Below are 23,023 nucleotides of genomic sequence, written 5' to 3' on the forward strand. Positions count from 1 at the left end.
TGGCATAAAAAGACCGGCATTCTGAGTGCTGGTCTTGTGGCTTAATTCAAGCATCAGTTTTGCCATGAAATGATGTCGTCCAGACCAGACAACAGGTCGGGAAAATAACTTTCATCAATATCGAAGGAATCGTCAAGGGTAATACTGTCAGCATGGTTTTCAGGCTTCAGTACCATACTAACTCCAACAGCCCCGGCAAAATGTGCCTGATGAAACTTAAGCATAACCTGCTCGAATGCCGAGGTTAAACTAATATCCTTAGACTTTATACCTGTCGTTAAGGCCTGATGGAAAGCATGTGTATCATTCCTGAATTGCTCTAACTGACCGACAAAAAACTCTGCAGCAAACTCTGTTTTTAAGACAGGGATTGAGAATTCAACCCATACCATAATACGGCTATAGGCAGGCACCTCGGGCTCAGTCAGCCTTTCATAAGGCGTTAATTTAAGGTGTCTGTCACCGCTTGTGATATCTATCATGATCCCCCCTTACGGCATGTACTGAAAATGCATAATAGTCCAGTCAGCTTCCCTGACCAACACCTCTAGACGGTAAGACTTGTAAATATAAGCGCCTTTATTTTGCTTGTCTTCCACAAGCTTATACATACGAGCCTCGTACCGGAAAAGCCCTGGCTTTTTCAGTGGGTCTGGTGTTCTCGTACCATAACGAATGGCCTTTTCCTGAATCTGTAAAGGCACATAGCGACCGGGTGTTAGCATATGTTTTGCCGATGATTCACTCATCCTGAGCCCGCGAGCTGATAAGCCCATTTTCAGACGGCCACGCAAGAGACTGATGGTAGCCTCACTGAGTCTCACCGTTACGGCGGTTTTGACACCACTCTCCAGTAACGCCTTACCAGCCCGAAAAAGTCGAAATGCGCCAAAGGCGATTAAAGCGAGATCTGTAGGGTCAAACAAGGGGGCTTCTAATGGCGCCTCTTCTAACCTGATGAACACACCATCAACATCATAAATCTGCCATAAACCGGGTGCCTGAACGACGGAAAAGCCGATACACATTCCACTTTCATCATCTACGATGGGCTTCGAGTTCAGTGGAGGATTGCGGGGGCGAAACTGAAAGTACTCACCCGACGGTAGATTTGAACGAAAGTCGTAATAGCGTCCGGGCTCGTCTGTAACTAATCCTACTGCCATTTCCAATTTTCCTTTTGGTTTTATCCTGCAGTCATCTTAATGGACCATATCGCTTCATTCCACTTTTCATGACGTTAACTTCGTTTGCACAGAAAATGAATGCTTCGTTGGACTTATTGAAAGGATGTGTACACCACAATTGGTGTAGTCCTTTCTGGTACGTCTTCCCCATTACACCCGCCACAAAAAAGGCCCCCTAAGGAGCCTCTTTTATTCAATCAAGCCTGCACCGGCAAACTAAAACTCGAAATACTCCGTGAAAGCTGCTGCGCCTGCTCTTCCAGCGAGGCCGCTGCCGCGGCGGACTGCTGCACCAGCGCGGCGTTCTGCTGGGTCACGCCATCCATCTCGGTTACCGCCTGTCCGACCTGGCTAATCCCGCGGCTCTGCTCTTCAGAGGCGACGGAGATCTGCTCCATCAGCGTATTCACTTTATTCACCGATGAAATAATCGAGTCAATCACTTCGCCCGAGCGGCTGACCAGCTCCGCACCGTTTTTCACGCTGGAAACCGATTGGGCAATCAGGCTCTCGATGTCCTTAGCCGCCACCGCGCTTTTCTGCGCCAGAGTGCGCACTTCACTGGCCACGACCGCAAAGCCGCGTCCCTGCGTGCCGGCGCGTGCGGCTTCAACCGCCGCGTTCAGCGCCAGGATGTTGGTCTGGAAGGCGATGCTGTTAATCACGCTGGTAATGTCTTCGATGCGCTTCGAGTTCGCCGCGATGGTATTCATCGTGTCGATGACTTCGCGGGTCACCGCTTCACCGGTATGGGCATTTTTCACCGCGTCCTGCACCAGTTTCCCGGCCTGATAGACGTTATCGGTATTGTTCGCCACCGTCGCGCTCAGCTCTTCCATACTGGCCGCCGTCTGGGTTAACGCGGAAGCCTGCTGCTCGGTACGTGAAGCGAGGTCGATATTCCCGGAGGCAATCTCCTGGGCTGCGTGCGTCACGGTATGGCTCGCATCGCGCACCTGGGCGATGGTCGCAAGCAGTGCCTGACGCATCTGCTCCATCGAGCTCATCAGATGATCGATTTCGTTATGTGCGCTCCCCTTCACCGGCACCGGAATGTCCAGCTTGCCTGCCGCAATCTGGCTGCAGTGCTCGCGCGCCAGGTTTACCGGTGCAAAGACAAAGCGCTTCATCAGCATGCTGACGGCGATAATCACCACCACAAACAGGCAGGCGATAGCGGCAATAATCACCAGGCCGGAGATGAAGTTACTGCTCGCATCTTCGTTCAGGCTTTTGGCGTATTTCTGGTGGACGGAAAGTACCTGGTCGAGAACGATCTCGTACTGGCGGTCGAGGCGGGACACTTCCGGGATCAGCGCGTTAAATTTGGCGACATCGTGCGCCGCGGCGGCATCGATCAGCGGCGCCAGCCCCTGGTTGCGGTAGTTTTGCCAGGCATCCTGATAGGCACTCACCAGCGGGGCTTCATCCGTCAGACGCGGCGACGCCATAAAGGCCGCAAAGGCGTGGTCCGCTTTGGTCAACGCCTCTTTCACGGCAGCAAGCTTCGCAGACTCGTCTGCCGAATTGCCCGCTTCCACCATCTTCACATACTCCATAACCCGAACGCGCAGCGTACGGCTATGGTTGATAGGGTCAATAATGGACAGCACAACCTGGATCTCTTTGTTGACGTTATCCAGGGAATTATTACTTTTAATGATGAGGCCAACGCTGGTGACAGTGCTGACAACAAAGAAGAAAAGCAGTGAGAACAGGACAATCAGGGACGACTTTTTCAACGACATAAACCAATACCTCAAGGAAAATTATTCCTTATGGTTATCGGCGCTTCCAAAACTTAAATTAATTAAAGTTATTGATGTATTAAGTCGGGCTATTTTGCTGACTTATAGCGTCGCTGCAGGGTGGCATCGAGCTTCCGCTGCAGCGGTTCCGGGGTCTCGCCCTCAATCAATTTGCTAATCAAATCAAAGCAGTGCCAGGCCAGCTGACGGTTATCCTGACGGATGGTATCCACGGGGATGGTCAGCGAATCGTAGAGATAGTGATCGTCAAAACTGGCTAACCTGATATCACTTTGCAACAGGTTATGCTGGCCCATATAGCGCAGCACCCCTTCCAGCAGCCCGCAGGCAGCGGCGAACAGCGCTTTCGGCGGGCGCCCCAGGCGGGCGCAGAGTTCAGCAAACATCTCGTACCCGGAGCTCGGGTGATAGTTGCCGTGAATGATCCACTCCGGGCGCATCTCTACGCCAGCGTCCCGAAGCCCTTGCCTGAACCCTTCCAGGCGGTCGCGCGTCGGGGATAAGCGGGGCTGCCCGCCGAGGAAGTAGAACTCATCAGGATGCTGACGCGCAATGTCGGCCACCAGTGCCGCCGTCGGGGTAATGGAATCGGTGATGACCAGCGGCAGCGCGCTGTCGTTAATGTGGCGGTCGAAAAGGACAACGGGCAGCTGCTCGCTCAGCTTGTGGTAGTCCGCATCGTTAAGCATGCTGGAGGCCACAATCAGCCCGTCCACCTGGCGCGCCACCATGTTGTTCACCACCACCGTCTCCTGCCCCGGGTTTTCATCGCTGCAGGAGATCAGCAGCTGAACGCCCGCCTCGCGGCACAGCGTTTCCAGCTCGTGAGAAAAGACGGCAAAACCGTAGTTGGTGATCTCCGGAACCACCAGACCAATGGTGTGGCTGCGGTTATCGCGCAGCGACCGGGCGTGAATGCTGGGCTGATAGTGGTGCTCTTTTGCGATCGCCAGCACGCGCTCGCGCGTCTCTTCCGCCACGCGAAGCTCTTTGCTGCGCCCGTTCAGTACCAGGCTGGCGGTGGCTTTTGACACACCCGCCAGCTCCGCGATGTCTTTAATGGTGACGCGTTTTGTTTTTCTCACAACGACTTAGATCCGGCTGCCAAAACCCTCATTCTATCATGCAGGCGCGCAGCGACCAGTAGCGTAATGTGATGTCGGACGCACCTTCGAATCGCACCCGGGCCGGATGGTCAGGAAAATAGCGGCTGCTCATCACCCCTTCACCGTGATTGATGAAAATTTCAACGCTGGAGCGGTCGCACAGAACGCGTAAATGACGGACATCGCCCTGCCAGTAGCGGGTCAGCGTTTCACCGGTTTTCAGGCTCGCGCGTTCCAGACGCACGCCCTGCTCATCGACGGTGAGACGCAGCGCGCCGGCAAAATCGACGCTCGCGAGCGCTGCGCTCATCTCAAACTCCAGGCGCGTGGCGTCCAGTTCCGGTGCAGCGCTGGCGTACCCTTGCCAGTTTTGCTCTTCTTCGCGCAGCCCCGCCAGCTCGCGCACCGGGGTCTGCCAGAGTTTGCCGTCGCGATACTGTAATTCGCGCGGGCAGGTCATCTGGTGCATCCAGCCGTGCGCCCGCGTGGGCTGCAGCATCTCTTCCCCGTCCGGTACGCCCATCCAGCCTATCAGAATGCGGCGACCGTCTTCCGCCAGCGTCGTTTGCGGGGCGTAAAACTCAAAGCCCGCGTCCAGCTCGTGCAGTTCGCCGTGATCGAATGCGACACTTGCATAGTCAAACGCCCCGCTCATCCAGGTGGCCGGATAGGTGTTGAGATAGCGATGCGGCTCGCGCGCCAGCCCCTGCGGGCAGCAAATCAGGATGTGCGTTCCGTCGAGCGCGAACAGGTCCGGACACTCCCACATATACCCTGCGTCCGTCAGGCCGTTGACGCCGTGACCGGCGATTTCCCCGCAGGACGTCCAGGCGTGCAAATCGGCCGATTTAAACAGCAGCACTTTGCCGCGCTTTTGCAAATCCTGCGCGCCGAGCACCATGTACCACATCCCGTCGTGCTGCCACACTTTCGGGTCGCGCACGTGGCCGGTGTAACCTTCCGGCAGTGCAAGCACCGGCCCCAGCTTCGTGAAGGTACCGTCCGGCTGCTCCACGGCCAGGCACTGCCAGGCCGTGCGGCTGCCGTCGTCGAACTTGACGTTGCCGGTATAGCACAGGGTCAAAACGCCCTCATTATCCACGGCGCTACCGGAGTAGCAGCCGTTGCGGTCATATTCTTCGTCGGGCAGCAGCGCCATCGGCTCATGCTGCCAGTGCACCAGGTCCGCAGAGCTCCAGTGCCCCCAGCACTTAAAGCGATGCTCGCAGTCCAGCGGGTTCCACTGATAAAACAGATGGTAGCGGCCGGCAAACCAGATAAACCCGTTGGGATCGTTCATCAGCCCCGTCACCGGCGCGGGGTGCCATTGCGGATAATGGCTATCCGCAAGCGCCCGCGGCTGACCTTTCATAACGGCCTGCAGGATCGCAGGCCAGCGGGAAGGTAACGTCATTATTCAGAGTCCGTTTTATATTTCAGCAGCAGTGAGACGGTAAACGCCACGCCGAAGGCAATCACCATGCCGATAATATAGTTGAGCAGCGAGCTGGCCTGCACGATGGCCATGCCCGGAATGGCAGTCAGCCCGACGGCGGTCATGTAAACATGTACGGAGACCACCCAGGCACCGCCCACCGCGCCGCCAATCAGTGCGGCGATAAACGGTTTAACGAAGCGCAGGTTGATACCAAAAATGGCCGCTTCGGTAATGCCCAGCATCGCAGAAAACGCCGACGGCAAGGTAATGGCTTTGATTTTGGCATCTTTGGTTTTGAACCACACCGCCAGACAGGCACCGCCCTGCGCCACGTTCGCCATGGCCCAGATAGGCAGCAGGAAGTTAACGCCAATCGACGGATTCCCCAGCAGTCCGGCTTCAATGGCGTGGAAGCTGTGGTGAATACCGGTGATCACAATCACCGAGTAAAGTCCGCCAAACAGCAGCCCGGCCAGCCAGCCCGCGTGGGCGATAAGGGTGCTGAGAATAAAGGAAATACCATCCCCTAAGGCGCGCCCCGCCGGGCCGATAATCAGCAAGGCGATAAAGCCGGAGATAACGACGGTGAGGAACGGCGTCAGGATCAGGTCTAATGCGTCCGGGATCACGCGGCGCAGGTTTTTCTCCACCATGCTCATAAACCAGACGGCCAGCAGCACCGGGAATACCGTGCCCTGATAGCCGATCATCGCGATGTCAAGGCCGAAGAAGTTCATGGTGTGGAAGCCGGAGGCCACGCCCCAGGCGTTGGTCAGCGCCGGGTGGGTCAGAATGCCGCCCAGCGTCGCACCGAGATACGGGTTACCGCCAAACTCGCGCGCGGCGGTGAAGCCAATCAGAATAGGCAGAATGATAAACGCAGCGGAACTGCACATGTCCAGCATGATGTAGATGGCGTTATCCGCATTAACCCAGCCGTAGGTTTTCACCATGCCGAGCAGGCCCATCAGCAGACCGGACGCCACAATCGCGGGAATGATCGGCACAAAGATGTTAGAAAGCAAACGGGCAATACGCTGGAACGGGTTCAGCTTGCGCGCCGCCAGATCGGCAGCTTCAGATTTGCTGGATTCGCTAATCCCCGCCGCCTGAATAAACGCGGCGTAAACCTTGTTGACCACGCCCGTACCAAAAATCACCTGCATCTGTCCGGCGTTACGAAAACAGCCTTTTACGCCGTCAACCTTGCCGATAGCCTGCTGATCGGCAAGCGCGTCATCGACCAGCACCAGACGAAGACGCGTTGCGCAGTGCGCCGCGCTGGCGATGTTTTCTTTGCCACCGAGCAGCGGAATAAGCGCGCGGGCGATATTATCAAAATCCATAGATACCTCTGCCTGACTTCATTTTTTATGATGTTTGAACCGCTCCCGCCGGGCGGGAGCGGGTTGGGTTAAAACCAGGTTTCCATCTGGACCCCAAAGTTCCATTCCCCGCCGGCGTTGAAGCCGCTGCTGCCAAAGGCATCATCGCTGGCGTAATGATCCAGTTTGCTGCTCCAGTCCATCCAGGTGGCAAACAGGCGCAGCTCAGGACGGCTAAAGAAGTCGCCGATCTTGCTCGCTTTTAACGTTGGTGCAAAGGTCAGCTTGTAGAAACTCCCGTTGACGGCGTTCCGGTCCTTATAGCCTTCCGGATTTAAATCCATGTACTGATAGCTTCCCTCAAACGCCAGCGCGAAGTTCTGCGTAACCTCTTTAATCAGGCGGGTGTTGAGCGTTACCCACTCATAGCTATCGCCCTTGACGTAGCGATCTTTACTGCTCTGTGCCAGTACGGCGGGCGCAACGCTCCAGCCACCGCCGATTGGCGTGACACCGTAACTTGCAAAGCGCCAGGTATCTGCCTCAGACAGCAAGGCGCCGTCGGAGCCGATACTTTTCACCTCCGCACCCAGCCCGTGACCGTACAGCAGCGCCGTTTTGGCTGTCCCTTCCCGCAGGCCGTAGAAGCTCTCATTATGCAAGCCCACCAGCGCATGAACGCCGGTATTGGCAGCATCCGTTTTAATGAGATCGCCATTGGTGTCTTTGCGGTCGTCGTTATCTTTCGCCCGCAGGCCGCTCACCATCAGCTGGAACGGGCCGGCGAAGTGGTTCATGCTCAGGATATAGTTCTGAACGTTATTGTCGGTCTGCTCCACGCTGCCGAAGTTGCGGCCATAAATAGAGAAGTTGCTGCGCAGCGAATCGTTCCATTTCACGTCGTAGACGCCGCCACCGGTACCGGCCAGGAACACCACGTCGGAATCCAGCCAGTGAATGTCAAAGTTGTCGCGGTCGAAGCGTTTACCCGCCCAGAAGGTGCTGCCCTTCAGCGCGCCGGTAAAATCAGGCAGGTTGCCCAGCTCCGCGAAGGCCTGACGAATATTGAGATCGCTGGTATCGGCTGACCAGTCGTTATAGGTTCTCTGACCGTCGGCCAGCATCGCCTTGAAGCGCGTGGTCGCCCCGTTATCCAGGGTTTGCTTGTGCTCCAGGTTCAGCTCAACGTAGGTATCGGCTTCGTTACCCAGACGCCCTACTGCGCCACCGGTTTGGCCGGCTGGCGTCAGATAAGGACCGCTTTTGCTGCTGGACGCCGCATCATTCATCAGCAGGCCAGAACGAGCGTAGCCGTGGAACTCAAACCCACCGCTTTGATCCGCCTTCTTCTCCAGCGCGGTGGTGCGCTGCGCCACCTCCTGGGTTGTCGTTTGCGCCTGCTGCTGAGCAGTAACCAGCTGCTGCGTTTTTTGTTCTGCTGCCGTGGCGCGCCTCTCAGCAACCTGCGCACGCGTTTCCGCGTCCTGAAGGCGCTGTTCCATTGCGGCAAGACGCGCTTCGATACTGGACATATCCGTCTGGGCAAAAACAGAGGTACTACCGGCCAGCATGCCTATCATCACGGCAAGTCTGCGTTTTTTATACATTTTGTCGCATCCCTAAAAGAAGTCATTAAACGTGCTAAATTGCTAAACCGGTTTAGGCTGCTGATACTAAACCTCTGAATTTTGGATCGGCAATCTTTTTTGCTAAACCGTTTTAGTAAGTGTGATCGAGGCGACAATTCAGGCCGCCGGGTGGCGGCCAGTGAAGGGAGGATTTACAACTCGTGCTGCCAGGGCAACGCGGTCATGGCCCCTTTGGCGGTAGTGGCTAACGCGCCGCAGCGCTGGGCTAAGGCGATGACCGGCGTCAGGTCCTGCCCGTCGGCCAGACCGTAGAGTAGCCCCGCCACAAAGGCATCTCCCGCGCCGGTTGTATCGACGCACTGAACGGGGGTTGCCGGATAGTGTTTTACGCTGCCTTCATTCCAGGCGATAACGCCCTCTTTACCCTGGGTGACCAGAACCAGACGCGCCGGGCAGCGCTGCATCAACGTGTCCAGACCGACGTTTACCTGCACATCTCCGCTTAAAAACGCCAGTTCTTCGACGGAGAGTTTCACCACGTCGGCGCTTTGCAGGGCCTGCTCCAGGCAGCGGCGCAGTGCGTTCTCATCCGGCCAGAGATCCGGACGAATATTGGGGTCAAAGCTGACGTAACCGCCCGCCTCACGGATAGCGGCCATCGCCTGAAATGTCGCAGAACGGCTCGGCTCTGCGCTTAGCGCAATGGAACAGACGTGCAGCCACTCCCCGGCGCTGAACGACGGCAGATCGGCGGGTTCCAGAAACAGATCGGCGCTCGGGCGCACCATGAAGGTAAACGAGCGCTCGCCGTGGTCGTCGAGATCGACCACCACCGTCGAGGTGCGGTGCGCCGGGTCAAGGCGCATCTGCTGCACGTCGACCTGCTCATTCGCTAACGTCTTATACATAAAACGTCCGAAAGGATCGTCGCCAACCCTGCCGATAAAGGCGCTCCGGCCACCCAGCCGGGCAATACCGACCGCAACGTTTGCCGGTGCGCCGCCGGGACACTGCAGCAATCTGCCTTCTCCATCGGGCAGCAAATCCACCACCGCATCGCCAAGTACCCAGATTTTTTTCATGTGATCCTCTTAGCTAAACTATGTTAAACCGTTTTAGCTATTTAAGCACAGGCAGGGCAAAGGGGAAATAACGGGGAAGGAAAATTGGCTTAACGCACCAGATGCGGCCAGTGAATATCACCGACGCCATTAATCTGCGGACGGGCAAACAGAAAGCCCTGGAAGCGGCGGATACCGGCAGACTCGAGCCAGCACCACTCCTCTATCTTCTCGATCCCTTCGGCCACCAGGGTGATTTCAAGGTCGGAACAACAGCTGACGATGGAGCGCACAATCGCCTGTTTCGGGCCACTGAGGTGAATATCGCTGACAATTTCCCGGTCAATTTTAATTTTATCCGGCTGGAACCGGGTCAGCAGAGAAAGACCGGCGTAGCCAGAACCAAAATCATCAATCGCAAGGCCAACCCCCTCACCGCGAAGCTGCTTGATGGCGCTATTAAACTGGTTGAAGCCGGAGATCATCTCGTTTTCAGTAACTTCAATGACCACCTGCTCTGGCTGCAGCCCATGTTTTTTAATCTCACTGACCAGGAATTCCACAGCGTTGGGGATATTCACCAGCGACATGGGCAGCAGGTTGACCGCAATTTTATGGCTGCCAATACCCAGTTTTTCCGCCAGCGCAAAGGCATACGCTTTTGTCTGGAGATCGACTTCGTAGATTTTGTCCGGGTCGAGGGTGCTGAAGAAGTGCTCCGGACTGCCGCCGTCGTTGCCGCGGATGAGGGCTTCAAGGGAGCTGATCTTCCCTTCCGAAGGCTCGACAATGGGCTGGAGCGCAAACTGACAGGACTGACCGGCAATCAGACCCAGAGACTCGCCAAAGGGTAACGCTTCGGGTGAGAGCGTCCATTTTTCAGGAATGTAGCGTGCTCCCGACGGGACCGGACGTTTGCCCATAATAAACGTCTGAATGAATTTGAACACCCGGTCATCAGAGGTCAGATAGCTTTCAAGCTTGCTGTAGTGCAGAACCGACTGCAGCACCTCTTTCGGCGACTGCGTTTGCAGATCGAACAGCAGCATACCGACATTTTCGAAGCGTCTGCGCGGGCCATAGTCCCGCATCAGTTCAACCACCCCACTATGCCGCTTGTCCTCGCGGATGGTATGGAACAGCTTAACCACACTCTCTTCCGACCCTTCGAGGATTTGCAGGACATCACTCCCTTTAGCAAGGAGTACGCCGGTAATATTCAGTTTTGCGTTGCGGCCCCTGGCGCGCTCCACCAGCTCCCGCAGTTCAGTGGACTGGCGGGATAAATTCAACTGGCTTCGGTAAATCAGAGTCGTCAGCACAAAAATGGGTTCCGATAAGAAAGAGAGGTGCCTTGAAGCTACTATTTAACATACTTAATCAATGCGACCTAACATATTCACGTCACAAGGGAACGTTACTTTTCCCCGTCCCCGATCCGGCTGTCGATCCTCTCCTGCATATAGTCGTAGAACGGGTTTGAGGTGACCCGCATGAGCGCCTCTTTCCCGACGCTCAGCACGGAAGTCTCTCCCCATAGCGCAATCGTCCCCAGGCTAATGCCATAGCGGTTTTTTACGCCTGGTTCGCGGCCATAGAGAGCGTCATCCGGCGGGAACGGCACGGCAACGTGCGACAGCGAATAGACATCCTGCGGCCAGGACTGCGCGAGCGGCACGACCGTCTCCCGTGTGCTCCCTGCGGGGGTTATTTTTGCTACTGTCGAAAAACTGTGATCGCCAGCATTGGTGATAACCGTGACACTGTAACGTCTCTGCGCCACCGGCAGCAGCGCCGAGGTGGCCGTCCACGACGACGGCTTGAACAGCGGGCGGAAGCTGGCAGCCTGGTTGATGTCAAACACCACCAGTTCGCTGCCGTTTGCCGGAAGCTGGTCAAACAGACCGGTGACCACCGCGCGGGTGCTGACCGTGGAATCCATCACCGACTGGAACGCCAGCACCGGTGGGAGCTGTGCCAGCCGCTGCTCACGCGCCGCGCGGCCAATCTGCTCCTGCAGGGCTTTCGTCAGCAGCCACGACTGGCGGGCGGCGTTCACCGGGAAAGAATTGTATTTATAGGGGTTATATTCCGGGGAGATATTCAGCCACGCTGCTTTGGCAAATGCCGGCAGCAGCGCCGGTAGCCCGGCGACACCGGCAAACCGCGCAAAGGCCGTCACGCCGATCATCGGTGAGAGCAGTATCACCTGCTGCGGTTTACGCAACGCAGACGAATCCAGTGCATCGAGGGCATATTTCATCGCCAGCGCCCCACCGTTGGAGTAGCCCACCAGGTGCAGCGGCACATTCTCCCCCGCCAGACGCGTGGCTTCCCGCACCGCAAGGCGCGTCGTCGCCAGCCACATCTCCCAGTCAACGCCGGTCAGCGCGCCGGGCGCGGTGCCGTGTCCTGGCAGGCGCGGGACAACGGCCACAAAGCCGCGCTGCTGATAGTTCATGGCAAGGTGTTTAACGCTGTAAGGCGAGTCCGTTAAACCGTGCAGCAGCACTACCGCGCCGCGCGGCTTTCCGGCTGGCATCAGCACAAATGAGCGGTTGGCATCGGGCGAAAACTGGCCGGGCCACACCAGGCTCTGGCGATAATAGCGGTTTAGCGGCGTGCGTTCTTCGCGCTCTGTTTTGGCCGTCACCGCCTTATCCAGATCGGCGAAAATGGCGTTTTCCCGGGCGATATACCCGGCAAAATCGGCGTTATCCAGATCGCGGACGGACATCTCATCGGCCCGCCAGGTATGCCACAGGTGCAGTTCCGGCCCCTGCTGCGAGAGATACACCCGCACCGCCAGCAGGACGATCAGCACGATCCCCGCGACCATCGCCATTTTCTTTGCAAGCGCTAACAGGCGCACGCTGACTCGCCAGGGCAAATTCGCCATGCCGGGATCCCTTTTATATTCACAGTGCTTCTATCTTATCAAAAATGTGAACGGACTGACGTATTCACCAAATTCATACCTGACGCTTCAGACAGTGCACCAAAAGTGAACTACGATGCACAAATGTTGATCATTGGTTAATCAAATATTGCATGAAATTTGCTCCACAGCGGGTTCTTACCGTCTTGTGAACATGGCACGCGTCGTGCATTGTTAAACCGATAACACAAATTCGACCATTGACAGCCTGTTAACAGCGAGGCGGTATGACGACGAAACCTGAGATGTTGAGCCGTATCGAAGCGACCTTCAGCCAGCTCACACCCAGCGAAAAGCGGGTCGGGAGCTGGCTGCTGGCGCACGCCGCGCAAATTCCGTTTGAAACGGCGGAGAGCGTGGGTCTGGCGAGCGGAACCAGCGGGATCACCGTTGGGCGCTTCCTGCGCAAGCTGGGGTATCGCAACCTGGAAGATGCCAAAAAGAGCCTGCGCGACCCGTATCAGCCCTGGGGCATGAGCGAGCGGCTTGACTCCTGGCAGCAGCAGCGCCCCCTGCCCAACCGCCTTCAGCACGCCCTGTCTCTGGAAGTGGATGCCATCACGCAGGTGTATCAGCTGGCGCAAACGGACGCCTTCCGTCAGGTGGTACACCACCTGGCCCACGCGGACGCGGTGTTTGTGCTGGGGATCCAGTCAACGCGCGGGATTGCCAACGCCTTCTTCAGCCACCTCGAGTACCTCCGCCCGCGCGTGAGTTATTCGGAAGGGGCATCCGGGAGCTGGGTTGAATCCCTGAACTCGGGATTTTCGCATCCCTACGTCGTGCTGACCGATACGCGCACCTACTCCGCGATGGCGCGCCAGTACTGCCGCGTCGCGAGCGAAAAAGGGATTCCGCTGGCCTTAATCACCGACATCTGGTGCCCGTGGGCACGGGATTACCCGATTGATTTGCTGCAGGTGAAAACCGATACCGGTCATTTCTGGGATTCACTTGCCCCCGTGAGCTGTCTGTTCAACCTGCTGCTGTCGGGCGTGGTGGAAGCGCTGGGTGATGCGCTTCCGGCGCGCCTGGCGGTCAACCGACAATTACAACAAGAGTTTGGACAATTCGAACGCTAAAGGAGCGGAACTATGCCCGAAGAGAGTGAACTGATTGATGTGGCGAAGACATTCCCCACGCTGCATATCGATCTGAAGTACGCCACCGCCGACAACATTACTGGCCGCCCGATCTATCAGGAGGCGTTGTGCCTGCTGCATATCGATGCCGCCACCGCGCTGGCAAAAGCCATCAGCATTGCCACGCTGGCCGGACTGAAGCTGGTGGTCTACGACGCCTATCGGCCGCAGCAGGCGCAGGCCCAGCTGTGGGATGCCTGCCCGAATCCGGAATATGTGGTCGACGTGGCGATTGGCTCTAACCACAGCCGCGGTACGGCCATCGACGTCACGCTGATGGACGAACATAACGCCGTGCTGGATATGGGCGCCGGTTTTGACGAAATGCATGACCGTTCACATCCGTATCACCCCTCCGTGCCGCCGCACGCCCAGCGCAACCGTCTGCTGTTGAACGCCATCATGTTCGGCGGCGGTTTTGTCGGGATCGGCAGCGAATGGTGGCACTTCGAATTGCCGAATGCCGCCAGCTACCCGCTGCTTGATGACCGTTTTGCCTGTTTTCCACTGACGCACACCTCTCTTTGAACCTGGAGCACTGCAATGAAAACATCGCTTCTCTCGACCGTAATTGCCGCCACGCTGGTCCTGAGCGCCCCGCTGGCGCTGGCTGCCGTCCCGAAAGACATGCTGGCGATCGGTAAAGCCGCCGACCCGCAAACGCTCGATCCTGCCGTGACGATTGATAACAACGACTGGACCGTTACCTATCCGTCCTACCAGCGTCTGGTCAAGTACAAGCCGGGCTCTACCGAGGTAGAAGGCGATCTGTCGACAGGCTGGAAAGCGTCCGACGACCAGAAAGAGTGGACCTTTACCCTGGCGGATAACGCGAAATTTTCCGACGGCACGCCGGTCACCGCGGAAGCGGTAAAACTCTCCTTTGAACGCCTGCTTAAGCTCAGCCAGGGGCCGTCAGAAGCCTTCCCGAAAGACCTGAAAGTTGACGCCGTTGATGACCACACGGTGAAATTTACCCTCAGCCAGCCGTTCGCGCCCTTCCTGTACACCCTGGCAAACGACGGGGCTTCCATCATTAACCCGGCTGTGCTGAAGGCCAATGCCGCGGACGACGCGCGCGGGTATCTGGCGCAAAACACCGCCGGCTCCGGGCCGTTTATGCTGAAAAGCTGGCAGAAAGGCCAGCAGCTGATCCTGGTGCCGAACCCCCACTGGCAGGGCGACAAGCCGCACTTTAAGCGTGTATCGGTGAAAATTATCGGTGAAAGCGCCTCCCGCCGGCTGCAGCTTTCCCGCGGTGACCTGGACATTGCCGACTCCCTGCCGGTCGATCAGCTCGCAGCCCTGAAGCAGGAAGGGAAAGTGGCCGTCGCGGAATACCCCTCGCTGCGCGTGACTTATCTGTACCTCAACAACAGCAAAGCCCCGCTCAACCAGGTGGATTTACGCCGGGCCGTCTCCTGGGCGACGGACTACCAGGGCATGGTGAAAGGCATTCTGAGCGGCAACGGCAAGCAAATGCGCGGCCCGATCCCGGAAGGCATGTGGGGCTTTGACGCCACGGCAATGCAGTACAGCTTTGACGAGGCCAAAGCCAAAGCAGCCCTGGAGAAGGTTAAAGACAAGCCCGCCAGCCTGACCTTCCTCTACTCGGACAACGATCCCAACTGGGAGCCTATCGCCCTCTCGACCCAGGCCAGCCTTGGCAAGATCGGCATTAACGTCAAGCTGGAAAAACTGGCCAATGCCACCATGCGCGACCGCGTCGGCAAAGGTGATTACGACATTGCCATCGGCAACTGGAGCCCGGACTTTGCCGACCCGTATATGTTCATGAACTACTGGTTTGAATCAGACAAAAAAGGGCTGCCGGGCAACCGTTCGTTCTATGAGAACAAAGAGGTCGACTCATTGCTGCAGGCCGCGCTGAAAACCACCGACCAGGCGGAACGCACCAAAGATTACCAGCAGGCGCAAAAGGTGGTGATTGACGAAGCGGCCTACGTTTATCTGTTCCAGAAGAACTACCAGCTGGCGATGAACAAAGAGGTCAAAGGCTTCACCTTTAATCCGATGCTTGAGCAGGTGTTTAACATCGCCACCATGAGCAAATAACGGTTCTCGCCGGGGGAAAGTGTATGACGTTCTGGAGCATCGTGCGCCAGCGCTGCTGGGGGTTACTCCTGGTGGTGGCGGGTGTCTGTATCATCACCTTTATTATTTCGCACCTGATCCCCGGCGATCCGGCCCGTCTGCTGGCCGGAGACCGTGCCAGCGACGAAATCGTGCAGAACATCCGCCAGCAGCTTGGGCTGGATCGGCCGCTGTATATTCAGTTTGGTCGCTACGTGGACGCCCTGGCCCACGGTGATTTAGGCACGTCCATTCGTACCGGACGTCCGGTCGCCGAAGATCTGAAGGCCTTTTTCCCCGCCACGCTGGAGCTGGCCTTTTGTTCTCTGCTGCTGGCGCTGGTCATCGGCGTGCCGCTGGGGATTTTGTCGGCGGTGTACCGCAACCGCTGGCTGGATCATCTGGTGCGGCTGATGGCGATGACCGGCATCTCCACCCCTGCGTTCTGGCTGGGGCTGGGCGTGATTGTGCTGTTCTACGGGCAACTGCAAATTCTGCCCGGCGGCGGCAGGCTGGACGACTGGCTCGACCCGCCTACGCGCGTCACCGGGTTTTATCTGCTGGATGCGCTGCTGGAAGGCAACGGTGAGGTCTTTTTCAATGCGCTTCAGCACCTTATTTTACCCTCGCTGACGCTGGCGTTTGTTCATCTGGGCATCGTGGCGCGTCAGGTCCGTTCCGCAATGCTGGAGCAGCTTAGCGAGGATTACATTCGTACCGCCCGCGCCAGCGGCTTGCCCGGCTGGTACATCGTTCTGCGCTACGCCCTGCCGAATGCGATGATCCCGTCGATTACCGTGCTCGGGCTGGCGCTGGGCGATCTGCTTTACGGCGCCGTGCTGACCGAAACCGTCTTCGCCTGGCCGGGAATGGGTGCCTGGGTGGTGACGTCCATTCAGGCGCTCGATTTCCCCGCCGTAATGGGCTTTGCCGTCGTCGTTTCGCTGGCCTACGTGCTGGTTAATCTGGTGGTCGATCTGCTTTACCTGTGGATTGACCCGCGAATCGGGCGCGGAGGTGCCGAATGATGTTAACTCAGGAAACGCCCGTCCCGGTTAAAACCGCCAGACAACGCATCAACTGGGCAAAGCTGTTCTGGATGCTGCGTCAAAGCCCGCTCACGATCGTTGGCGGCGTGATTATGATTGCGATGCTCTTTCTGATGGTGGCCTCACCGTGGATCGTGCCGCATGACCCGAACGCGCTGGATCTCACAGCACGACTGCAGGCGCCGTCCGCGCAGCACTGGTTTGGCACCGATGAGGTGGGACGCGATCTGTTCAGCCGGGTACTGGCAGGCAGCCAGCAGTCGATTACCGCCGGGCTAGCGGTGGTGGTGATTGCGGGCGGCATCGGCTCGCTGCTGGGCTGTTTGTCCGGCGTGCTGGGCGGACGCGGCGATGCCATCATCATGCGGGTGATGGACATAATGCTCTCCATTCCCTCCCTGGTACTGACCATGGCGCTGGCCGCCGCGCTCGGGCCGAGCCTGTTCAATGCCATGCTGGCGATTGCGATTGTCCGCATTCCGTTCTACGTCCGCCTGGCGCGCGGGCAAACCCTGGTGGTGCGCCAGTTTACCTACGTTCAGGCCGCCCGCACGTTCGGTGCATCCCGCTGGCATTTGATCAGCTGGCATATCCTGCGCAACGCCCTGCCGCCGCTGATTGTGCAGGCTTCACTGGATATCGGCAGCGCCATTCTGATGGCCGCCACGCTGGGGTTTATTGGCCTGGGCGCGCAGCAGCCCACCGCCGAATGGGGCGCGATGGTGGCCGTTGGCCGTAACTACGTCCTGGACCAGTGGTGGTACTGTGCCTTTCCCGGTGCGGCGATTTTGATTACCGCCGTAGGCTTTAACCTGTTTGGCGATGGCATCCGCGATCTGCTGGACCCGAAATCGGGAGGAAAACAGTGATGACCGAACCGGTATTACGCATTGAAGACCTGCACCTGAGCTTCCCCGTGTTTCGCGGGGAGGTCCACGCGCTGAACCACGTCTCGCTGGAGATTGAAAGGGGCGAAATTGTCGGCGTGGTGGGCGAGTCGGGATCGGGCAAGTCCGTGACCGCCATGCTCGCCATGCGGCTGCTGCCGGAAGGGAGCTACCGCATTCATCATGGTCAGGTGAAATTACTCGGCGAAAATGTCCTGACGGCGTCCGAGAAGCAGCTTCGCCAGTGGCGCGGTGCCAGAGTGGCGATGATTTTTCAGGAGCCCATGACCGCACTCAACCCAACACGGCGGATTGGCAAACAGATGGTGGAGGTGATCCGCCAGCATCAGCCACTTTCGCGGCGTGAGGCGCAGCAAAAGGCGATAACTCTGCTGGAAGAGATGCAAATTCCGGACGCGAAACAGGTCATGGAGCGTTATCCCTTTGAACTGTCCGGCGGGATGCGCCAGCGGGTGATGATCGCCCTTGCCTTCTCCTGCGAGCCAGAGCTGATCATCGCCGACGAACCGACTACCGCGCTGGATGTCACCGTCCAGCTGCAGGTCTTGCGGCTGCTGAAGCATAAGGCGCGGGCCAGCGGCACCTCGGTGCTGTTTATCAGCCATGATATGGCCGTGGTGTCGCAGCTTTGCGACAGAATGTATGTGATGTATGCGGGCAGCGTGATCGAAAGCGGTGCCACGCAGACGCTGATCCACCGCCCTGTGCATCCCTACTCCATTGGCCTGCTGCAGTGCGCACCCGAAAACGGCCAGCCGCGCGATCTGCTTCCCGCCATCCCCGGCACGGTGCCCAACCTCAGCCAGCTTCCGCAGGGGTGCGCTTTTCGCGAGCGCTGCTTTGCCGCCGGGGCGAAATGCAGCGAAACGCCGCGCTTACAGCCCAATGGTGCAGAAGGCCAACAGGCTGCCTGCTGGTATCCGCAACGGGAGAAACACCATGTCTGACGTACTGCTGGAACTGGATAGCGTGCACGTGAACTTTGCGGCGCGCAAAAACTGGCTGGGACGCGTAACGGAGCAGGTCCATGCCCTCAACGGGCTCGACCTTGAGATCCGTCGGGGGGAAACGCTCGGCATTGTCGGGGAATCCGGCTGCGGGAAAAGCACGCTGGCCCAGCTGCTGATGGGCATGCTTAAGCCCAGTACCGGCGCATGCCAGCGGGCGCACCACGCGGGCGGCATGCAGATGGTATTTCAGGATCCGCTCTCCTCTCTCGACCCGCGCCTGCCGGTCTGGCGCATCATCACCGAGCCGGTGTGGGTGCAAAAACGCAGCAGCGAGCGGGAACGCCGCCAGCTGGCAGAAAACCTGGCGCTGCAGGTTGGCATTCGCCCGGAATATCTCGACCGGCTTCCGCACGCCTTCTCCGGCGGGCAGCGCCAGCGCATTGCCATTGCCCGGGCGCTCTCGTCCGATCCCGATATCATCGTGCTCGATGAACCCACCAGCGCGCTGGATATCTCCGTGCAGGCGCAAATCCTCAACCTGCTGGTGACGCTACAGCAGCAGCGTAATCTGACCTACGTGTTAATCTCGCATAACGTCTCGGTGGTCAGGCACATGAGCGACCGCGTGGCGGTGATGTACCTTGGGCAGATTGTCGAGCTGGGCAGCGCCGCGCAGGTGCTTGGGGAGGCGCGCCATCCCTATACCCGCCTGTTACTCGATTCGGTTCCCCGCACCGGAGAACCGCTGGATGAAAAACTGGCCTTACGCAAAACGGAGCTTCCCGGCAACCGACATCTGCCCGAAGGCTGTTTTTTCCGTGACCGTTGCCCGATGGCAACGCAGGGATGTGAACGCCCGCAGCCGCTACAGCCCTCATCCGGGGGCCGTAGCGTGCGCTGCTGGCGCAATGTGGATTAATTGCCGCGTGGCGCGGCAATTTTACCCGGCTGTATTTTTCAGGATCACATCACTGCAACTGAAGAAGGTCTCGCGGGCGGGATCTTCATGACGTGCCCAGGCAATATATATGATGGCTTTCTTGCCGGTGGTATAACCTTCCGGTAGTTTGACATCCAGTTTGTAATGTCCTTTATCAGGGTCAGTTTCATCCGGAATACCTGTAGACTTCACATCAGGAGATTCCAGTAAATCTGACCATTTTAACTTGCTGGTGGTGGGGTCAAAATCAGGTTTACTTATATACACTGTAAACACACTCGGGTCGTGCATCTTGCTTGCTATATAATCCAGAACGACGTGACCATTTTTTACATCCAGTTCAGTTGTGTACCAATCCGCACTGGGCAGATTAATGCTTTTATAATCCTCAATGCCCGCAGAACATAATTGCTCGTCTGGCACCTTCGTTTGCCATTGATCTTTAGGGGCATTTTGAGAGTAAGCATTCCAGTTATTAAATAACCGCTCTCTTTGCCAGTTTTCATTACCTGCGGCCTCATATGCCGCCTTGCAGGCCGCATTTTTAATGCCCCCACTACCACCACCGAAATCTTTCTGATTATAACAATAATACTGACGAGAAGGTGGCACGTTTGATGTGCCATGCTTTGGTGCAGGGACTGCCTCAACTTTTTTTGCAGCTTCAGCCATGGAAAGTGAACTAAAACCAGAAAACATCATAATACAGCCAATAGTCAGAGCTGAATATTTCATAACATCCACCTTGTAGTAAATTGATGTATTAACAACTGCGCTATCAGTATAGACAGAAGAATCAACATACAACCAAAAATAAAAGACAACGCCTCTCTGTAAGATTATTATCCACTATAATTAAGGGGTGGATATCATATACTATATATAATCACCAGCGTTCAGGCCCTGATATTTAGATTATTTAAATAAATATAGTAGATAAATTATTTAATTATGAAATAATATCGAAAGAAATTAATTTATATCGGCATACTCGATGCAATGGAAATACAGTGAATGGTTTTTTACCGCATGGAAGGAATAGCCGGGCCTTGACCCGGCTCTGGCTTAGTTGAGTTTATAGTCCAGCGTAATCTCGGCTTTCAGGAGCTGCGAAACCGGGCAGCCCGCTTTCGCTTTCTGAATAATTCCATCAAACTGCTGCGGCGCGATGCCCGGAACGGTCACCTTACTATTCAGGGCAACCTTAGTGATGGCAAAGCCGCCGTCGGTTTTATCCAGCGAGACGTCCGCCGTGGTATCAATGGAGTCGGCGGTATAGCCCGCTTCGCCAAGCATCAGCGACAGCGCCATCGAAAAACAGGCCGCATGTGCTGCGCCAATCAGCTCTTCGGGGTTGGTCCCCTTTTCACCCTCAAAGCGGGTATTGAAACCATAAGGCTGTTGATTGAGAACGCCGCTCTCGGTGGAAACCGTTCCTTTTCCGCGCTTAATGTCGCCAGACCAGTGTGCCGAACCGTGCTTATGAATAGTCATTCTTGCTCTCCTTTTGGCTTACAAAGGGTTAAGTATAGACTACGCATCTGGCCCCCCCTGGAACACAGAAAATTCCAGGTCTTTCACCTGCTGTACCGACAAAAAAGGATAATAATATGATGCTAAAAATCAGGATGGCCGTTGCGGTAACCACACTGGCTCTATCGCTGTCTTCACTGGCGAAAACGCCGGAAAACTTTATCTATACCAGCTCCGGCGATCTCGATGCGGCGTTTCCGCTTGTTGCGCGAAGCGACATCGGCGGCGTGCAGATCGTTTACAACTGGCGCTTGCTTGAACCCGAGAAGAACAAGTATGACTTCTCGCGCATTGAGCAGGATCTGGCGCGTCTTAAGACTGCCAGGAAAAAGCTCTTCATCCAGATTCAGGATCGTTTCTTTGAGCCTAATGCCCGCTACGTGCCGGATTATCTAATGCACGATAAGCAATATGGTGGCGGGATTGCACCGCAGTTCGATAACCCCGGCGAAGGAAAGCCAGTGGGGTCAGGATGGGTGGCGCGTCAGTGGGATCCTGCCGTGCGCCAGCGCTACCAGGCACTGCTGACCGCTCTTGCGAAACGCTTTGATGGCGAGGTATATGGGGTCAACCTGCCTGAAACCGCCATTGATATCGACGAAAAAAATCCGCCCGCGGGGTTTACCTGCGACAGCTATTTCGCGGGTGAAATGGAAAACCTGGCCTTTGCGCGTAAGGCTTTCCAGAAATCACATGTGGTGCAATACGTGAACTTCTGGCCGTGCGAATGGGATAATGACCACAACTACATGGGGCGTCTTTTTGCCTGGGCCAGCGCCAACAACGTCGGCTTGGGTGGGCCGGACATTGTTCCCAACCGCAAGGCACACATGAAGAATGCCTATCCCTTCTTCAATAAAAATAAGCAGACGCTGCCGCTCATCGCGATGGCGGTTCAGGAACCGACCCTGACCTATAAGAATCCTCAGACCGGTAAGCCCTTCACCAAAGCTGAGTTTGATCGGTTCGCTGAAAACTATCTCGGAGCCGATATTATTTTCTGGAGCACGGCCTCTCCCTGGCTAAAGGCAAAGTAAGCGACGGTGAACGCCGCGCTCATGCCAGGTGCCGGGCCAGTTCGTCAAGGAACACCCGCAGCGCGGCAGGTTGATATTCCCGGGACTGGTAAATGCCGTGGATGGCAAGCGGTTTCGGCTCCAGAGCCTCCAGTACCGGCACCAGCAACCCCTGCTCCAGCGCGGCACGCGCTTCGCGCTCTGGCAGCATAGCGATACCGCAGTGCTTAATCGCCGCGTCCATCAACAGCGAAGAGATGCTGGCGCTCAGGTTGCCGCTGACGGCCACGCTCAGGCTTTCACCTTCCGGCGTCAGGAAGTGCCAGGACTGTCCGGCGAAAAAGCTGTAGTGCAGGCAGTTATGCAGCGCTAATTCTTCAGGGCTGGCGGGCGTGCCGCGCTGTGCCAGATAGTCCGGCGAGGCGCAAAGCACCGAGCGACATTCTCCCAGCCGGCGGGCAATCATCCCGGGTTCGGGGTTGTCGGTTATGCGCACGGCGACATCTATGCGCTCACCCACCAGGCTGACCGGGTGGTTGTTCACGTCCAGCTCGATGCGCAGCTGCGGGTAGCGTGAGAGCAGACCGGGCAGCACCGGTGCAATCAGGTGCATGGCGGTAAAGTGCGCGCAGGCCACCCGCAGGGTGCCTGACGGAAGATCTTTCTCCGACTGGCCTTCAATTTCCTGCGAGATCTGCGAGAGCGTCCGCGTTTTTTGCAGCACCTTTTCTCCTGCCGCGGTCAGCGTCAGCTTGCGCGTGGAGCGGTTTACCAGTCGTGTTCCCGCCCACTTCTCCATTTGTTCAAGGTAGCGGCTTACCATCGGTCGGGAGATACCCAGCGCGCGGGCCGCCGCGCTCAAACTTCCCAGCTCGCATATCCGGTTGTAGACCTGAGCGGCAATAACGCGATCCATGTAAGCTCCATTTGCTCGATTTATGAAACTAAGCATGTCTTGTTTCAGGAATTCTGGCAAAT

At 57.1% G+C, this 23,023-nt stretch carries 21 protein-coding genes; 8 read left to right on the forward strand and 13 right to left on the reverse strand.

The features are described 5' to 3' along the window. Positions 1-53: 53 nt before the first annotated feature. From PYW49_RS03450 to PYW49_RS03495, 10 genes are all read right to left on the reverse strand, one after another. A complete protein-coding gene (locus PYW49_RS03450) occupies positions 54-482 on the reverse strand; it encodes a WapI family immunity protein (protein ID WP_320385675.1) in 429 nt (142 codons plus the stop codon). Positions 483-491: 9 nt separating this feature from the next. Then, a complete protein-coding gene (locus PYW49_RS03455; protein WP_320385676.1) occupies positions 492-1,166 on the reverse strand; it encodes a hypothetical protein in 675 nt (224 codons plus the stop codon). Positions 1,167-1,384: 218 nt separating this feature from the next. After that, entirely contained in the window at positions 1,385-2,935 is a 1,551-nt protein-coding gene (locus tag PYW49_RS03460) for a methyl-accepting chemotaxis protein (protein WP_320385677.1), read from the reverse strand. 89 nt (positions 2,936-3,024) lie between these two features. Continuing rightward, positions 3,025-4,041, reverse strand: coding sequence for a LacI family DNA-binding transcriptional regulator (locus PYW49_RS03465; protein WP_320385678.1), 1,017 nt, complete (start codon positions 4,039-4,041; stop codon positions 3,025-3,027). A 28-nt stretch (positions 4,042-4,069) separates the two neighbouring features. After that, entirely contained in the window at positions 4,070-5,476 is a 1,407-nt protein-coding gene (locus PYW49_RS03470; RefSeq protein ID WP_320385679.1) for a sucrose-6-phosphate hydrolase, read from the reverse strand. Further along, a complete protein-coding gene (locus PYW49_RS03475) occupies positions 5,476-6,846 on the reverse strand; it encodes a sucrose-specific PTS transporter subunit IIBC (protein WP_134350367.1) in 1,371 nt (456 codons plus the stop codon). Before PYW49_RS03475 ends, PYW49_RS03470 begins: the two co-directional genes overlap by 1 nt. Positions 6,847-6,914: 68 nt before the next feature. Further along, positions 6,915-8,432 (reverse strand): carbohydrate porin, encoded by a 1,518-nt coding sequence (locus PYW49_RS03480; RefSeq protein ID WP_320385680.1) that lies wholly within the window; start codon positions 8,430-8,432, stop codon positions 6,915-6,917. 173 nt (positions 8,433-8,605) lie between these two features. Then, positions 8,606-9,496: an aminoimidazole riboside kinase gene (locus tag PYW49_RS03485; protein ID WP_320385681.1), complete on the reverse strand. Its 891-nt coding sequence runs from the start codon at positions 9,494-9,496 to the stop codon at positions 8,606-8,608. An 89-nt stretch (positions 9,497-9,585) separates the two neighbouring features. Further along, the gene (locus PYW49_RS03490) at positions 9,586-10,797 is read right to left on the reverse strand and encodes a diguanylate phosphodiesterase (protein WP_134350370.1); all 1,212 of its coding nucleotides are present in this window, start codon (positions 10,795-10,797) and stop codon (positions 9,586-9,588) included. Positions 10,798-10,892: 95 nt separating this feature from the next. Beyond that, on the reverse strand, positions 10,893-12,374 hold the full coding sequence (locus tag PYW49_RS03495) for an alpha/beta hydrolase (RefSeq protein ID WP_320385682.1): 1,482 nt from the start codon (positions 12,372-12,374) through the stop codon (positions 10,893-10,895). Between the two features lie 266 nt (positions 12,375-12,640). Here PYW49_RS03495 and PYW49_RS03500 point away from each other — a divergent pair, with 266 nt between their 5' ends. The 7 genes from PYW49_RS03500 to PYW49_RS03530 are packed head-to-tail and all read left to right on the forward strand — an operon-like array spanning position 12,641 to position 19,475. Then, positions 12,641-13,495 (forward strand): MurR/RpiR family transcriptional regulator, encoded by an 855-nt coding sequence (locus PYW49_RS03500; RefSeq protein ID WP_320385683.1) that lies wholly within the window; start codon positions 12,641-12,643, stop codon positions 13,493-13,495. A 12-nt stretch (positions 13,496-13,507) separates the two neighbouring features. Beyond that, positions 13,508-14,083, forward strand: a complete 576-nt coding sequence (ddpX, locus tag PYW49_RS03505; protein WP_134350373.1) for a D-alanyl-D-alanine dipeptidase — start codon at positions 13,508-13,510, stop codon at positions 14,081-14,083. 15 nt (positions 14,084-14,098) lie between these two features. Beyond that, the gene (locus tag PYW49_RS03510; RefSeq protein ID WP_320385684.1) at positions 14,099-15,631 is read left to right on the forward strand and encodes an ABC transporter substrate-binding protein; all 1,533 of its coding nucleotides are present in this window, start codon (positions 14,099-14,101) and stop codon (positions 15,629-15,631) included. Between the two features lie 23 nt (positions 15,632-15,654). Then, positions 15,655-16,677: an ABC transporter permease gene (locus tag PYW49_RS03515; protein WP_320385685.1), complete on the forward strand. Its 1,023-nt coding sequence runs from the start codon at positions 15,655-15,657 to the stop codon at positions 16,675-16,677. Then, entirely contained in the window at positions 16,674-17,567 is an 894-nt protein-coding gene (gene ddpC, locus PYW49_RS03520) for a D,D-dipeptide ABC transporter permease (protein ID WP_320385686.1), read from the forward strand. Before PYW49_RS03515 ends, ddpC begins: the two co-directional genes overlap by 4 nt. Next, positions 17,567-18,553, forward strand: coding sequence for an ABC transporter ATP-binding protein (locus PYW49_RS03525; protein WP_320385687.1), 987 nt, complete (start codon positions 17,567-17,569; stop codon positions 18,551-18,553). Before ddpC ends, PYW49_RS03525 begins: the two co-directional genes overlap by 1 nt. Then, positions 18,546-19,475 (forward strand): ABC transporter ATP-binding protein, encoded by a 930-nt coding sequence (locus tag PYW49_RS03530; protein WP_320385688.1) that lies wholly within the window; start codon positions 18,546-18,548, stop codon positions 19,473-19,475. The genes PYW49_RS03525 and PYW49_RS03530 overlap by 8 nt, the downstream gene beginning before the upstream one ends. A gap of 21 nt (positions 19,476-19,496) precedes the next feature. Here PYW49_RS03530 and PYW49_RS03535 read toward each other — a convergent pair whose 3' ends face one another. Together PYW49_RS03535 and PYW49_RS03540 are read right to left on the reverse strand one after the other, a co-directional pair. Beyond that, entirely contained in the window at positions 19,497-20,231 is a 735-nt protein-coding gene (locus PYW49_RS03535; protein WP_320385689.1) for a lytic polysaccharide monooxygenase, read from the reverse strand. Between the two features lie 330 nt (positions 20,232-20,561). Continuing rightward, complete coding sequence (locus tag PYW49_RS03540) at positions 20,562-20,990, reverse strand: OsmC family protein (RefSeq protein ID WP_045326427.1); 429 nt, start codon at positions 20,988-20,990, stop codon at positions 20,562-20,564. A 116-nt stretch (positions 20,991-21,106) separates the two neighbouring features. On the opposite strand from PYW49_RS03540, the gene PYW49_RS03545 reads away from it, so the two are divergent. Next, the gene (locus PYW49_RS03545; protein WP_320385690.1) at positions 21,107-22,066 is read left to right on the forward strand and encodes a hypothetical protein; all 960 of its coding nucleotides are present in this window, start codon (positions 21,107-21,109) and stop codon (positions 22,064-22,066) included. 19 nt (positions 22,067-22,085) lie between these two features. Here the strand turns inward: PYW49_RS03545 and PYW49_RS03550 are convergent, their stop codons facing one another. Then, on the reverse strand, positions 22,086-22,961 hold the full coding sequence (locus tag PYW49_RS03550; RefSeq protein WP_320385691.1) for a LysR family transcriptional regulator: 876 nt from the start codon (positions 22,959-22,961) through the stop codon (positions 22,086-22,088). Positions 22,962-23,023 lie beyond the last annotated feature (62 nt).

Source organism: Enterobacter chinensis, from assembly GCF_034008295.1.
GTDB lineage: Bacteria > Pseudomonadota > Gammaproteobacteria > Enterobacterales > Enterobacteriaceae > Enterobacter > Enterobacter chinensis.